Origin of the sequence: Afipia massiliensis, assembly GCF_001006325.2 — a bacterium.
In the GTDB taxonomy this organism is placed as follows: domain Bacteria; phylum Pseudomonadota; class Alphaproteobacteria; order Rhizobiales; family Xanthobacteraceae; genus Afipia; species Afipia massiliensis_A.
This window is the reverse complement of sequence record NZ_LBIA02000001.1, coordinates 3,880,076-3,895,038: the sequence shown is the minus strand read 5'-3', so window position 1 is coordinate 3,895,038 and position 14,963 is coordinate 3,880,076. Positions and strand designations below refer to the sequence as shown.

Genomic DNA, 14,963 nt, shown 5'->3' with positions numbered 1-14,963 from the left:
TGAGTTTTGGCTAATTGCCCTTCAGCAGGCCGTTTGGTCTCTAGGCTTGGTTATGCCTTGTTGATTGACCGGTGATGGTGCGGGACAGCATAAATTATCAGTTCTATTTCATAGATTTCGAAAGTAACGCGTGAACGACCAAGTCATGATCCCGTAATTGTACTTAACGGGGGCATGTAAGCCATGCCGTTTAGTTCAATCCTCTATGGGGTTGCGGCCTTTGATGCTATGAATTGCGAATTCTCAATTTCTTAACAATAGAATTTTGATACGGGCGGGCAGGGTTTGAATTTCGCCGGACCATTTGATTCCGAATTTTCGCACGACTCCCCGGTATCACTGGGTGGCGAGCGCTTTGCGTTCGATTCAAAGCCAGGCTTCGTCCAGCACCACGCATCCGACAGCCATGTTGTCGTTCCTGATGCACATCTGCTGTTTTCCGGCGACTACACCCGGATCGGCAGCGACCTGATCATTTCAGGGAACAACCAGAAATTCGTCGTCGGCAATTACTTCAAGGGTGAAACGCGACCCGCCTTGTCAACGAAAGACGGCGCGACGCTCGGCGGTCATATCGTCGATGCATTGACCGGACACGTTCACTATGCCCAGGCAACAGCTGCACCTGCCGCAGGCGCGGTGATCGGTACCGTCCAGAAGATGTCCGGCAGCGCATCCGTGATCCGGAACGGCGTCTCCGTCGAACTGCAGATCGGCGCCGCCGTGCAGAAGGGCGATGTGATCCAGACCGGATCGAATTCCTCGATCGGCATGACCTTCGTTGATGGCAGCGCGTTCGGCATGACCTCGAACGCGCGCATGGTTCTCAACGAGATGATCTTCGATCCGAACGGATCGTCGAACTCGTCGCTGATGAGCCTTGTTCAGGGCACCGTCACCTTCGTCGCCGGCCAGACCGCCAAGAACGGCAACATGCGCGTCGAGACGCCGGTGGCCACGATGGGCATTCGCGGCACGGCGGTGCTTGTCGAAATCGCGGCCAATGATGGCCCGACAAAGTTCTCTGTGCTCGTTGAGCCGGACGGCACGACGGGATCGTTCAACCTGTACGACAAGATTTCCGGTCAGTTGATCGGCACCGTGTCACAGGCCGGGCAGGTGACCTTCGTGTCGAGCCTCGGCATCGGTCAGCCTCCGACCGCGATCGAACAACTCAAGACGCTGGCCGACCAGCAGGCCGAGAAGGCCATCATCCAGCAGGTCTTCCAGCTTTACTTTCCGAACTACAATCCGGATGATTCCAATCCGAAGATGCCCAAGTTCGGATCGAACAGCAGCGGCAACAACCTCGCCGAAATTCTTTTCACGACCAACTCCAACAATAAGCAGACGTTCCTGACGCAGATCGAGCTGCGTTTCGCCGTGACCGATCCGCTGACCGGGATCACGACCTACCAGAACAGGATTTTCTACAATACCAAGGCGCAGTTCTCGGCGCTTGCTGTTACAGCGGATCAGGCGTTCGTCTCGACCACAGAGACATTCAAGTTCATGGATGTCGTCAGGATCGACGATCCGGACATCGGCAACGCGCCGTTTTACGATATCGGCGTTCCGTTCGTCGCCGGCAGCGCCGTCATCACTAGCGCGGTCAGCACAATCGGCCATCTCACCGAGGCTTTTCTGAAGCCGCTGCTCCACATCAACCAGACAACGGGCGTCGTCTCGTTCGACCGCCAGCAGTTCAACTTCCTGGACGACGGCGAAACGGTCACCTTCATGATCCGGGTCACCGCGACGTCGGGGCCTGATACCGGCACCGTCCTGATCCCGGTCACGATCACGGGCGAGAACGACGCGCCGACGATCGTGGTCGGTGCGGCGACGACGACAACGGGCGACGTGAAGGAAGACACCGACGTTACGACATCCGGCGACATCGTAACCAACGGCACGATTACCTTTCAGGACGTCGATCTGACCGACGTGCATACGGCGACGGCCTCGCTCACATCGACCGCGTCGAGCCTGCCGGGCTTTGTCGCGGGTACCGAGATCGGTGAGTTCACCATCGATCCGGTCTCGGAGAGCACGGCCGACACCAATAATCATGGTTCGGTCGGCTGGCATTTCAAGCTCGCCGACAACAATACAACGCTGCAATCGCTGGCCAAAGACCAGACGATCACGCAGACCTATACGATCACGATCACGGACGACAACGGCGTCCCGGTGACGCAAACCGTCACGATCACGATCACCGGCACGAATGATGCGCCGGTGCTTGCTTACGACACGTTGGACGCAACATCGACGGGAACACAGCTTACTCATCAGACGGAAGAGGTCCTCAACACGACGAACTCGTTGGTCGAGGATGTCGTCTCGGGAACGTTAGCGTTTGTCGATCTTGATCTGTCAGATACGCATCTGGCGAGTGCGGCACTTCATCCGGGCTCAGTGGCATGGTCTGGCGGTCTCTATAGCGATATTCCGTCGGCTACCATCGCCGCGCTTGGCAACGCCATGAAGACGGTGGTGTCGGAGAACAGCACGGATACCAGCAATCAAGGGTCGGTAGCCTGGGAGTTCAAGCTGCCAGATTATCTGCTTGATTTTCTGGCGGATGGCGAGACCCTCACGCTGATCTATGACGTCACAATCACCGACAACAACGGGGTTTCATCGATCCGACAGGTGACCGTTCAGGTCGGCGCTGCGAACGATCAGCCGGTGATCACCGTGATCGATTCCGATTTGAGCGCTGTCGTCGGGGAAGACGTCAATCCTGACAGCGGCGTTTTGAAAGATACCGGCTCGGTGACTTTCACCGACAGCGATCTGACGGATACCCACACCGCTCATGTTGTCTACAACAACGATGCCACCGGGGCGGTCGTTTCGACGGCGCTGGCCACGGCTCTTGCAACCGCTCTGACCGTTCCGGCCTCGGCTCTGGCTGCCGGCACCCATTCGTTCAACTGGAATTTCGCACTCGACAACAGTCTCGTCCAGTATCTCGCCGCTGGCGAGACGATCACGCTGAGCTATACGATCCAGGTCAAGGATAGCAGCGGCGTTACTGCCAACGATACGTCGCCAACTCAAATGGTGACTGTCACGATCAGCGGCACCAATGATGCGCCGATGGTGACAGTGACGGACCCAGTTGCCGTTGCTGAAGGCGATACCGGGACGCCAGGACCTGTGACGGTGACGGTCGCCGATCATGTCTCCATTGCAGACGTCGATGCGATCGATGTGCATGTGCCGTATGTGGCTGGTACGCTCGCCCTCACTTCTTCGACCGGCCTTGTGCCGAGCAGCGGCACGCTGGCTGATCTGTTTGCCGTCAACGCGACGGATGGTACGATCAGCTACGATCGCGCGGCGTTCGATTATCTTGCCGCCGGCGAGTCCGTGACGGCCACGTTCACGTTCGATGCCTCGTCGGGGCCCGATACCGTTCCTCAGAACATCACGGTCACCATCGATGGCGTGAACGACGCGCCGACAGTGACGGTAACTGATCCAGTTGCCGTTGTTGAAGGCGATACCGGGACGCCAGCACCTGTGACGGTGACGGTCGCCGATCATGTTTTGATTGCAGATGTCGATGTCAGCGATACTCATGTGCCGTATGTAACCGGCACACTGCTCTTCGATTCAGCGACGGGGCTCGCGCCGAGCGGCAGCGCGCTGGCAGATCTGTTTACCGTCAACACGACAGACGGCACGATCGGCTACGATCGCGCGGCATTCGACTATCTCGCTGCTGGCCAATTCGTGACGGCGACGTTCACATTTGATGCTTCGTCTGGTCCGGATACGGTTCAGAAGTCGGTAACGGTCACTGTCAACGGCGCCAACGACGCTGCTGTCATAGGCAACCCGCCAACGGCAGAAGTCCGCGAGGGCATCATTGATTTCGCGGGAAATCTCGTTACGTCCGGCACGCTATCGATTTCAGATGTCGATAGTCCCGCGACGTTCAGCACGACCGTGGTGAATGCAACTGGTCACACCAACCTCGGAACCTTGTCGCTTCAGGCGGACGGTCAATACGTCTACTCGGTTTTGAACTCAAACCCGAGCGTTCAGGCTCTGACGGGCTTCCAAACGCACTTGGATGTTTTCACGATTCAGTCGCAGGACGGTACGTCCAAAGACATCAACTTCACGATTAACGGCGTCACCGAAATAGCGAGCACCAGCGCGAACGAAACGCTCGTCGAGACGACGGGTCGGGATAACTTCGTGTTCGCGCCGGCTTCTGGGCAAGACACGATCATGGATTTTTCGGTCGGATCCGACAAGATCGACCTCAAGGCGCTCTCAGGCATGACTGCGTCCGCGCTGACGACGCTGCTGTCCTCGGCGGATCATGTCGGTGCGGGTGGTGCAGACTTGTTACTCCATTTCAACGGCAACACGGATACCCTGCTCCTGAAGGGTGTTGCCACCCTGAATGCGAGCGATTTCATCCTCCACGCCTGATGAGCGGGAGGGGCGGAAACATTAACTTCGATCATGTTTCCGGCTGCAATCTCCGCCCATGTCATGGCATGATGGACCCGTCGCCGCGCACGATTCATGAACTGCAGATTGGCGTTCTGACAGCAGCCGGCAAGCCAGGTATCGATGCAGTCCGCTAAGACATCAGGTCACGCTCATTCGCCCCGTTCCGAGCTGGGCGCGGCGCTGCGCGCCTGCCGCAGCGCGTTTGTCGGCGTCGGTGTGATGAGCTGCGTCATCAACATACTCTACCTGACCGGCTCGTTCTTCATGCTGGAGGTCTACGACCGGGTGCTGCCGAGCCGCAGCATTCCGACGCTGGTGGGGCTGATCGTGCTGGCGGGCGGTCTCTACGTCGTCCAGGGCATCCTCGATGTGATCCGCGGCCGCATCCTGATCCGGATCGGGTCCGCGCTCGATGAAATGCTCAGCCGCCGCGTCTATGACATTGTCGTCCGGATGCCGCTGCTCGTGGGTAATCGCAGCGAGGGCCTGCAGCCGCTGCGTGATCTCGACAACGTCCGGTCGTTCCTCTCGGGCATGGGGCCGGGCGCGCTGTTCGACCTGCCGTGGCTGCCGCTTTATCTCGCGATCTGTTTCGCCTTCCATCCCCTGATCGGTGTGACCGCGCTGGTCGGCGCCATTCTCCTGATCGCACTGACCATCCTGACCGAATACCTGACCAACGACCCTATGAAGCGCTCCACGGGCATGGCTATGCGCCGGCAGGACCTTGCGCTGGCGAGCCGCCGCAATGCGGAGGTGCTGGCGGCGATGGGCATGGCCGGTCGTGTCGGCCGGCGATGGGAGGAGTCCAACCGCGACTACCTCGCGAGCAACCAGCGGGCCAGCGACGTCGCGGGCGGGCTAGGCGCCATCGCCAAGGTGATGCGCATGATGCTGCAATCCGCCGTGCTCGGCGTCGGCGCCTATCTGGTCATCAACCAGCAGGCCACTGCGGGTATCATTATCGCCGGGTCGATCCTCAGCGCCCGGGCGCTGGCGCCGGTCGATCTCGCCATCGCGCACTGGAAGGGTTTCGTGGCCGCCCGGCAAAGTTGGCACCGGCTCAACCGGCTGCTGGGCATGCTGCCGGAGCAGGGCGCTCCGACGCTGCTGGAAACCCCGGCCAACAAGGTCTCCGTCGAGGTGCTCACCATCGCGCCCCCGGGCGAACAGAAGGTGGTGGGGCAGGACATCACGTTTACGCTTGAGGCAGGTCAGGGCGTCGGCGTCATCGGGCCCAGCGGATCGGGCAAATCCTCGCTGGTGCGGGCGCTGGTCGGAGTCTGGCAGCCGTTGCGCGGCAAGGTGCGGCTCGACGGGGCGGCGCTCGACCAATGGTCGCCGGAAATCCTCGGCCGCCATATCGGCTACCTGCCGCAGGATGTGGAGCTGTTTGCCGGCACCATTGCCCAGAACATTTCGCGCTTCGAAGACGATGCGTCGCCGGAAAGCATCATCGCTGCCGCCCGGGAAGCGCGCGTCCATGACCTGATCATCGGCATGAAGGACGGCTACGACACCCAGATCGGCGATCAGGGCAGCGTGCTGTCGGCCGGACAGGCCCAGCGCATCGCGCTGGCGCGGGCGCTCTACGGCAATCCATTCCTCGTGGTGCTCGATGAGCCGAACTCCAACCTCGACAGCGAAGGCGATGTGGCGCTGAACAAGGCCATCCTTGCGGTCCGCGCACGGGGCGGCGTTGTTGTCGTGGTCGCCCATCGCCCGATCGGCATCGAGAGCGTCGATCTCGTTCTGGTCTTGAAGGACGGGCGGGTTCAGGCGTTCGGACCCAAGGAGGCTGTCCTTGGCCAGGTGCTGCAACGCCCCGTCGCGACCCCACCCGCCATCAAGATCGTGTCGGACAAGGGAGGAGGCCAACCATGAGCAAGCCGCCCCTCGCCAGAACCGAAGGTAATGTGCGTCGCATCTTCACCGCCTTGTTTTCACCGCTGGAGCGCCTCTCCATCTTCAAGAGCCTCGACCAGCCGGGATCGCGCAGATCGATCCGTTTTCATTTGATCGTGGGCCTTGTCGTCGTCACGCTGCTGACATGCGGCATCGGCGGCTGGGCCTCGACCGCGCAGATCTCCGGCGCGCTGATCGCGCCGGGCTCCATTGTCGTCGATTCCAACGTCAAGAAAGTGCAGCACCCGACCGGCGGTGTCGTCGGCGAGGTGAGGGCGCGTGACGGCGACCGCGTCAAGGCCGGTGATGTCGTGGTGCGCCTCGACGACACGGTGACCAAGGCAAGCCTTGCTATCGTCACCAAAGGTCTGGACGGACTGTTGGCGCGCCGGGCTAGATTGCTGGCGGAGCAAGATGGCGCAGACCGCATTACTTTTCCGCCGGAACTGATGGAATCGTTCGCCAATCCGGATGTCCGGTCGCTCATCGGCAACGAGATCAAGCTGTTTCAGGTGCGCTCATCCGGCCGGGTCAACCAGAAGGCTCAGCTCAAGGAACGTATCGCACAGCTCAAGGAGGAGATCGGCGGCCTTGAGGCGCAGGAGAACGCCAAGTCGCGCGAGATTGAACTCATTCAGAAGGAGCTCGTCGGCGTCCGCGATCTTTACGCAAAGAACCTCGTGCAGATTTCACGACTGACCGTTCTCGAGCGGGACGCAGCACGGCTCGACGGCGATCGTGCGCAGTTCGTCGCCCAGAAGGCGCAAGCCAAGGGCAAGATCACAGAAATCGAACTGCAGATCATCCAGATCGACAAGGATCTTTCCAGCGAAGTCTCCAAGGAGATGCGCGAGATCAACGACAAGATCGGCGAGTTCGTCGAACGCAAGGTGACCGCCGAGGATCAGCTGCGCCGCATCGATATCCGCGCGCCGCAGGACGGCATGGTGCTCCAGTCGACAGTCCACACCGTCGGTGGCGTCATCACCGCCGGCGATGCGGTCATGCTCATCGTACCGGACTCCGACAATCTGTCCGTCGAAGCCAAGGTCAATCCGCAGGACATCGATCAGTTGCGGATCGGCCAGAAGACATTGCTCCGGCTGTCCGCCTTCAATCAGCGCACCACGCCTGAACTGAACGGGACCATCAGCCGGATTTCGCCCGACACCACGGTCGACCAGCGTACCGGCCAAAGCTATTATACTGTCCGCGTCTCGCTGCCGCCGGAAGAGGTGGCGCGGCTCGGGGATGTCAGGCTGATGCCCGGCATGCCGGTCGAGGCTTTTGTGCAGACCGGCGAGCGCACCATGATATCCTATCTCGCGAAGCCGTTCAGCGACCAGCTCATGCGTGCATTCCGGGAAAAGTAACGGGTATCGGCTAGCGGCATGGTGCGGGCGGTCATGAAATCGGCGGTGCGTTTTCTCGCGCGTCTCAGGCGTTATGCGAAGCTGTTCGGCTACGCGCGGCTGTTGTGTCTTTTGCTTCTGATCGCAATGCTCGGTGTCCGCATTGTGGACCCGATCCCGCTCGAAGAGCTGCGCGTCCGCACCTTCGATGGGTATCAAATCCTCAAGCCGCGCGAAACCACGCAGCGCCCCGTCGTCATCATCGACATCGACGAGAAAAGCCTCGCCAAGTTCGGGCAATGGCCGTGGCCGCGCACGCGCGTTGCCGACCTTGTTCAGCGGCTGACCGATCTCGGTGCCGCCGCGATTGCCTTCGATATCGTGTTCGCGGAGCAGGATCGACTTTCGCCCGGCATCGCAGCCGATACGTACCGTGATCTGGATGAAGCAAGCCGGGCAAAATTGCGGGCGCTGCCTAGCAACGATCAGGTGCTCGCCGACGTGCTGCGGAAATCGCCGTCTATTCTTGGCGAATCCGGCCTGCCGAGATTCGTACCCCAGCCGGAATTGAATCTGCCTCTGACTGGCCTTGCGACGCTGGGTGGCGATCCGCGGCCGTTCCTGCTGCAGTTCCCGGGGCTGCTGCGCAATATTCCGGTGCTTGAGGAGGCCGCTCCCGGGCGCGGCCTGTTCACGATCCGCACCGAGCGCGACGGTATTGTCCGCCGCGTCCCGATGATCATGTTGGCGCAGGGCGAATTGATGCCTTCGCTGACGTTCGAGATGCTGCGCATCGTCACCAAGTCCGACACCATTCTCATCAAGTCGGACGAGGCCGGTGTGAAGAGCGTGGCGGTGCCTGGATTTGAAGTCCCCACCGATCGCAACGGCCAGCTTTGGGTGCATTTCGCAAAACACGATGCGGCGCGTTATGTGTCGGCAGCCGATGTGCTGGACGGTGTGGTTGGTCCCGATCGGATTTCGCGCAAGTTGATCCTGATCGGCACCTCGGCTGTCGGATTGCTGGACGTGAAGACCACACCGCTCGATCCGGTGATGCCGGGCGTCGAAGTTCATGCGCAGGTGCTGGAGAGCGCGCTGACCCGCTCGGTGCTGTCGCAGCCGAATTATGCTGTCGGCGCGGAAGTGCTGGCCGCGATCCTGTTCGGCATCGCCATCATCTGGCTCGCGCCGATCCTCAGCGCCATCATGCTTCTGCTGTTCGGCGCCGTCATCGTCAGCATCATGGTGGCGACGTCCTGGTACTTCTTCGCGGAGCACCGGCTGCTGATCGATTTCACGTTCCCGCTGATCGCGAGCACCGCGATCTACCTGGTGCTGGTGTTCAGCAGCTACTTCCGCGAACAGGCGCAGCGCCGCCGCATCCGTTCGGCCTTCGGTCAATACCTGTCGCCGGCGTTGGTTGAACAACTGGCGCAGTCGCCGGAAAAGCTCGTGCTCGGCGGCGAGGAGCGGGACATGACCATCATGTTCAGCGACGTACGTGGCTTCACCGCCATCTCAGAGCAGTTCAAGCGGGATCCGCAGGGCCTGACATCGCTGATGAACCGGTTCCTGACACCGCTCACCAATGCGATTCTCGATCGCAAGGGCACCATCGACAAGTACATGGGCGACGCCATCATGGCGTTCTGGAACGCGCCGCTGAGCGATCAGCAGCATCAGATCAACGCGTGCAATGCAGCGCTCGACATGATCGACCGCATCGAGGCGCTGAATGTCGAACGTGAGCGCGAGGCAAATGAGGCTGGCAAGCCGTTCATTCCAATGCGTGTCGGCATCGGTCTGAATACCGGGACCTGCGTGGTCGGAAACATGGGGTCCAACCTGCGATTCGACTATTCGGTGCTGGGTGACAGCGTGAACCTGGCCTCGCGGCTTGAGGGGCAGTCGAAGTCCTACGGCGTGCCGATCATCGCGGGATCAGCGACGGCGCTGGCGGCAAAGGACAAGTTCGCAATCCTGGAAATCGATTTCATCACGGTGAAGGGCAAGCAAGAGCCCGAGGTGATTTATGCGATCGTCGGGCGGGAAGATCTTGCCAAATCGGGGCCGTTTCAACGCCAGCGCAACCTCGGCATCGAAATGCTGGCGTGCTACCGCAGCCGGGATTGGGACGGCGCTCTCGCCGCAATCGCGAAGGGCCGCATTGCCGACGAAGCAAAGAGCTTCAGCGTGCTCTATGATCTGTATTCCGAGCGGATCGAAACATTCCGCAAAACTCCGCCGCCGGACGACTGGAATGGCGTCGTTGCCCTGACAACCAAGTAAATGAGGCGAAAGGCCGTCGCTACCGTCCACATGACCGTCTGGCAAGCCATTTTTTTGATCGCCGCCGCGAGGTATCATGTTGGTGAGTATGACCGCTGCATGCCATCCTTACGTAAGATTCATTGAGTTTTTTCATGTCGACCACAATGTCTGTGCGGTTCTGGGGTGTTCGTGGGAGCATTCCATGTCCAGGCCCCAATACCGTGCGCTATGGCGGCAATACGTCATGCGTCGAGGTGAAGTGCGGCGATCATCGTCTGGTGTTCGATGCAGGGTCGGGACTTCGTCTGCTCGGCAACGCGCTGAGCGATGAGGCCGCGCGGACGGACCTCGATTTGTTTTTGAGCCACTCGCACATCGATCACATCATTGGCCTTCCGTTTTTTACGCCGGTGTTCGACAGGGGCAGCCGGCTCCGGTTGTGGGCGGGAAATCTGCAGCCCGCCGGCGGGATCAAGGAAACGGTGCGGAAGCTGATGAGCTATCCGCTGTTTCCGATCGAGATCGGAACCGCGCAGGGCGCCATCGAGTTTACCGATTTTGTACCCGGCGAGACGCTCTCTCCGCGGCCCGGAATCAAGGTCCAGACCGCCGCGCTGAATCATCCCGGCGGTGCGACCGGCTACCGTGTGGAATTCGGCGGCCGTGTCTTTGCCTACATCACCGACACCGAGTTGAGCGGGAGTTCGATCGATCCGGCCTTGCTCGCTCTCGCAAAGGATGCGGCGCTTGTCGTTATCGACACGACATATACGGACGAGGAATTGCCGGAACATGTCGGCTGGGGGCATTCGAGCTGGCAACAGGCGGTCCAGCTTGCCGATGAGGCGGGCGCCGGGACGCTCTGCCTGTTTCATCACGATCCAGAGCATGACGACGACGAGATGGATCGCATAGCTGCGGCTGCTGCCAAGGCGCGGGCAGGGACCATCGTCGCCAGGGAAGGCCTGTCCATCGACCTTTGAGCAACGCAGTACACTGCGCTGCCGGTATCATCCGCCGGTCATGGTGGGCGTCCATATCGAGATTGACGCCTGAATAGCGGCGTCAGAGGCGACAACCGTTGTTCCGCAAGGCGCGGAACGGCATAATACGCGTCAAACATCCTTCAGCATCAGGTCGATTCCCATGGATATGACAGGTCTCGTTTCTGGAGCCGGCGGGTTTATCGCGTCCGCGTTCGTGGTCGCAGGCTACACGATGCGGACGATGATCCCGCTCCGCATCTTCGGTATCCTCACCAACGTTGTGTTCATCGCGTTCTCGATCGCGCACCGCCATTACCCCGTGATGGTGCTGCACATGATCCTGCTGCCGCTCAACATCTACCGGCTGCGGGAAATGCTGCTGCTGGTCCGCGAGGTCAAGCGCTCGGTCAGCAGCGATCTGTCGATGGCGTGGCTGAAGCCGTTCATGACAGAGCGAAAGTGCGCAACCGGCGAGGTGCTGTTCTACAAGCACGAACAGGCCGAGGAAATGTACTACATCGTCAGCGGCCGTTACCGGCTGGTTGAATCCGGCATCGAGCTTCCGGTCGGCGCCATTGTCGGTGAACTCGGAATGCTGTCGCCATCCAACAAGCGGACCCAGACACTCGAATGTCTCGAGGGCGGGCTGGTGCTCAGCGTGACCTATTCAAAGGTGCAGGAGCTTTACGTCCAGAATCCGGAGTTCGGATTCTATTTCCTGCGGCTGGTCAGCGCGCGCCTGTTCCAGAATGTCGGAAAGCTTGAGGCCCAACTCGCCCAAAGCAGTGCTCAGGCCTCGTCATGAAGATAAGGGTCAAAGTCCCGCCATCGCCGTTCCGGCTGCTCAAAGAGCGCTACTTCGGCGAGGAGACCCGCGATCCGCGAGTGGCGCGCGCGGCGCTGGCACGGCTGTCGCTGCGCCTGCCGCCCGACGTCGTCCCCATCGTGAATGAAGCCGTTCATTCGCTGATCGACTACCAGGATCCCGATTACGCGCTGGCCTATCTCGACCGGATCGGCCGCTATATCGGTCCGATCGGTGTTACCGTGCCCAATCTTGCCGAACTGGCACAACTCCTGTCGGACCGGATGCACTTCGAGGATCCGATCCGCGTGGCACAGCTCAAGCTGTCCGCCGCCGGCGGTATGAATGCCGAGCCCAACGCATCGTCGACCGACCGGGTGGAGCGGTTTCACTGGGATGAGGTGATCCGGATGCTTCCATCCGCAATAGCGGGCGCCGCGCTGGATATTTTCCGGCGGCTGCGGCTGGCGCGGCTGACACACCGGTCGGTCAAGCTGCGGTTCAGTTCTGCGGGCCGATTTTCGCTTCGCAAGCTGAAATGGCTTGCCGCACTGCGGGTCACGCGACCGTTTTCCGAGCGATTCAAGCTGGAGCGCGTGTGGGTTGAACGGTGGCTTCACATGGTCGACCGCAGCCTCGTGAAACAGCCCGATGCAACCATTGCGATTGTACGTACTGCCAACCTCATCAACGGGCACGGCGACGCCTACGAGAATGGCCTTGCACAATGGAATATTATTATCGACCGCCTGGTCAAACCGACATGCGACGGGGACCTCCCGCTTCCGAAGCTCGGTGACGCCATCCTGGAAGCGCGTGAGGCGGCTATCGGAGAGCAGGGCCAAAGCCGCCTGCTGAGCGCCGTGGAGCATTTGAGAGCGCAGGCGCTTGCGCGCTGAGGAAACCGGCTGGCCGATAGCCTATCTGTACAAACTGCATTAGAGTCGGGGCCGGACGTGCGGTGCCCGGCATGATTTCGCCGCCATACGGCATACGCAACAGGAGATAATCAATGAAGAAGTTTCGCGGATTCTTTTTTGGGCTTTTGCCGGCTCTCGCTCTCACTACCTTTTCCGGCGTCACGGACGCTCGCGCAGCCGACGAAATCAAGCTCAGCAGCAACCAGCGGATCGCCTGCGGTCGCGGCCTGAACGCGGGCAAGCTCCAGAACATCAACTGCAAGTCCTACGCTTACATTTTCAACTCGCGGACATCCGAATTCTATCGATGTCAGGTCAGCGTCGGCGTGACCCGCGACAACAAGGAAGTGCTCAAGGTCGATACCGACGGTTCCTGCAAATTGAAGGCCCGCATATTTCCCGGAGATTCGGACTACGCATTCGACGCGACCGAAACCGAGCCGCCGAACACGAATGCATTCTTCGGCTCCGGCGGGTCCGCGATCTGGGTCAGCGACCGCTCCAAGCTCAGCGCCAAGGGATGCATCATCCTCAGCGTTGGCGTCGGGCCGGACGTCATGAAATGCGTGGACATGACCTTCGACAAGTAGCCTCCATTCGGGGATGGTTCAGGCCGCCGCTCGCATAGCCGCCAAGACGGGGGTGCAGGGGCGAGCCTGACTTTATCGCCTCAGAAAGAGCGCAAGAACGATCAGCGCGACGACCACCGCAACAGCGATCGCCCAGGTTGTCAGGCGGACGTCACTTTTGAGTTCGCGCGCTGCTTCGTTCTCGGCGATTTTCAGGTTGCGTTTCCGATTGTCTTGCTCGGGGTCACTCACGGCTTCTCCTGACTTTGGCAGGGCCAGAACATCGTCCGCCGGTTTGAGGCCGGAGGCACCACGCGAGCAGTGTATCCGGCACAGGGATCAATCCGCAAAGAACAAAACAGAGGGCGGCGGCGCTCCAGGACGATGCCATGACGTTTCCCCCGGCGTTTTCCATTTGGTTGTCAGCAAGGACCCGGCATCGCAAAAGGGTTGGGGTGGCTTCAGCACGGCGCAGGGCGGCGAGTTACGCTGAAACCAGGTGCCCGCCCGGTTCGCTGAACTGTGATCGTGGAGGCTGGCTATCGCCTTGAGCGCGGGAGCGCCTTGGTGTCTCATGCGGCAAAACAAGAATCGAGGATTGAATGAACTATCCGCATCGCACCTTGCTGGCATTCGCCGGGCTGGTCCTCTTGGGTCAGGCTCCGGCGCAGGCGATCGACTATCCCTATTGCATGACCTACGTTCAGGGGTGGAGCGGCACCATCGAGCAATGCGACTACACGTCGATGGCGCAGTGTCAGGCGAGCACCGGCGGCCTGAGCGGGACATGCGCGCCGAACTGGAGATTGACGCAGAACCGCAGCGTCTATCCAGTTGAGCAGGGTGCCCCGAGAAGCAAACGTAGCCAGCGCTGACGGTATCTGCGAAAATGCTCGCAGCTAGGCGGGGAAGCGTGATGGCGGAGAGGGGAAGGATTCGAACCTCCGACACGGTTGCCCGTGTACCGCACGCGGTGCCTTAGGCCACTCAGCCACCTCTCCGGATTCGTTCAGCCGCGGGCGCGGCTTGTGTGGCATCAGCTACGCCCGACAAACTCCACGCCGATGATGGTGTCCTTGCGCCAGATCAGGCGGCAATGCGTGACTTTTCGCACATCGCCTGTCAGCGCCAGACTGAGCCTGCTTCCGAGCGGCTCGCGGTCTGCGAGTTTGACTCGCGCACCGCCCGCCGACAGGTCGAGGATGGTGCAGTTGCGTTTTGCAAATCCCCCGTCGAGCAGCATCCACGCATCGTGCCGGGTCGTGTGGCGGGGCTTGCGGGATTCTCTTTTGAAAACGGCCATCGGCTGCGCTCCATGATTGAAGCGTATTCATAGCCCGCGAAAGTTTCGGAAAATTTGAATCAAAGCGCCAATACCCGGATCGCCGATTTAGATTTCGTTAACCATGGCGGGGCCGCGAAAACCTAGCGGGCAGCGGGTTTGAACGCAGGGATCTTCCGTCCGGGAACCGACAAAGGTCCCTCGCGTTGGTTATCCGGAGGAGCCTCCGGTGACGGCAGCGACACTGGCAGCACGGCCAAGGCGGAAAAACACGGGCGGTCAGGCATGATCCGCGGCGTGATTCTGTTGATGTCCGCGGTTGTGTGCCTGCTGATTGTTGCCTTCGCTGTCATGCGGTCACTCGGCAATGCGGAGCAGCCTCAAGCTT

11 protein-coding genes and 1 tRNA gene are annotated in these 14,963 nt (G+C 60.5%); 9 read left to right on the top strand and 3 right to left on the bottom strand.

The genetic code is table 11. The features are described 5' to 3' along the window. Positions 1 to 285 precede the first annotated feature (285 nt). The 8 genes from YH63_RS18775 to YH63_RS18740 all read left to right on the top strand — a co-directional run bounded on the left by YH63_RS18775 (position 286) and on the right by YH63_RS18740 (position 13,314). On the top strand, positions 286 to 4,458 hold the full coding sequence (locus YH63_RS18775; protein ID WP_052753787.1) for a VCBS domain-containing protein: 4,173 nt from the start codon (positions 286 to 288) through the stop codon (positions 4,456 to 4,458). 144 nt (positions 4,459 to 4,602) lie between these two features. Beyond that, positions 4,603 to 6,366: a type I secretion system permease/ATPase gene (locus YH63_RS18770; protein WP_046826299.1), complete on the top strand. Its 1,764-nt coding sequence runs from the start codon at positions 4,603 to 4,605 to the stop codon at positions 6,364 to 6,366. After that, positions 6,363 to 7,760: an HlyD family type I secretion periplasmic adaptor subunit gene (locus YH63_RS18765; protein ID WP_083992513.1), complete on the top strand. Its 1,398-nt coding sequence runs from the start codon at positions 6,363 to 6,365 to the stop codon at positions 7,758 to 7,760. The genes YH63_RS18770 and YH63_RS18765 overlap by 4 nt, the downstream gene beginning before the upstream one ends. Positions 7,761 to 7,778: 18 nt before the next feature. Next, the gene (locus YH63_RS18760) at positions 7,779 to 10,031 is read left to right on the top strand and encodes a CHASE2 domain-containing protein (RefSeq protein ID WP_083992514.1); all 2,253 of its coding nucleotides are present in this window, start codon (positions 7,779 to 7,781) and stop codon (positions 10,029 to 10,031) included. 134 nt (positions 10,032 to 10,165) lie between these two features. Next, the gene (locus tag YH63_RS18755; protein ID WP_046826300.1) at positions 10,166 to 10,996 is read left to right on the top strand and encodes an MBL fold metallo-hydrolase; all 831 of its coding nucleotides are present in this window, start codon (positions 10,166 to 10,168) and stop codon (positions 10,994 to 10,996) included. 163 nt (positions 10,997 to 11,159) lie between these two features. Next, positions 11,160 to 11,804 carry a Crp/Fnr family transcriptional regulator gene (locus tag YH63_RS18750; RefSeq protein WP_046826301.1) on the top strand — a complete coding sequence of 215 codons (645 nt, stop codon included), beginning with the start codon at positions 11,160 to 11,162 and terminating at the stop codon, positions 11,802 to 11,804. 80 nt (positions 11,805 to 11,884) lie between these two features. Next, positions 11,885 to 12,703 (top strand): DUF6537 domain-containing protein, encoded by an 819-nt coding sequence (locus YH63_RS18745; protein WP_046829400.1) that lies wholly within the window; start codon positions 11,885 to 11,887, stop codon positions 12,701 to 12,703. Positions 12,704 to 12,816: 113 nt separating this feature from the next. Further along, positions 12,817 to 13,314 (top strand): hypothetical protein, encoded by a 498-nt coding sequence (locus tag YH63_RS18740; RefSeq protein WP_046826302.1) that lies wholly within the window; start codon positions 12,817 to 12,819, stop codon positions 13,312 to 13,314. Positions 13,315 to 13,386: 72 nt separating this feature from the next. On the opposite strand, the gene YH63_RS21710 is transcribed toward YH63_RS18740, so the two are convergent. Then, on the bottom strand, positions 13,387 to 13,545 hold the full coding sequence (locus YH63_RS21710) for a hypothetical protein (protein WP_170978715.1): 159 nt from the start codon (positions 13,543 to 13,545) through the stop codon (positions 13,387 to 13,389). A gap of 350 nt (positions 13,546 to 13,895) precedes the next feature. Here YH63_RS21710 and YH63_RS18735 point away from each other — a divergent pair, with 350 nt between their 5' ends. Then, the gene (locus tag YH63_RS18735; RefSeq protein ID WP_046826303.1) at positions 13,896 to 14,168 is read left to right on the top strand and encodes a DUF3551 domain-containing protein; all 273 of its coding nucleotides are present in this window, start codon (positions 13,896 to 13,898) and stop codon (positions 14,166 to 14,168) included. Positions 14,169 to 14,210: 42 nt separating this feature from the next. On the opposite strand, the gene YH63_RS18730 is transcribed toward YH63_RS18735, so the two are convergent. Both YH63_RS18730 and YH63_RS18725 read right to left on the bottom strand, forming a co-directional pair. After that, positions 14,211 to 14,294, bottom strand: a tRNA-OTHER gene (locus tag YH63_RS18730). A gap of 35 nt (positions 14,295 to 14,329) precedes the next feature. Continuing rightward, on the bottom strand, positions 14,330 to 14,596 hold the full coding sequence (locus tag YH63_RS18725; RefSeq protein ID WP_046826304.1) for a PilZ domain-containing protein: 267 nt from the start codon (positions 14,594 to 14,596) through the stop codon (positions 14,330 to 14,332). Positions 14,597 to 14,963: the final 367 nt, after the last annotated feature.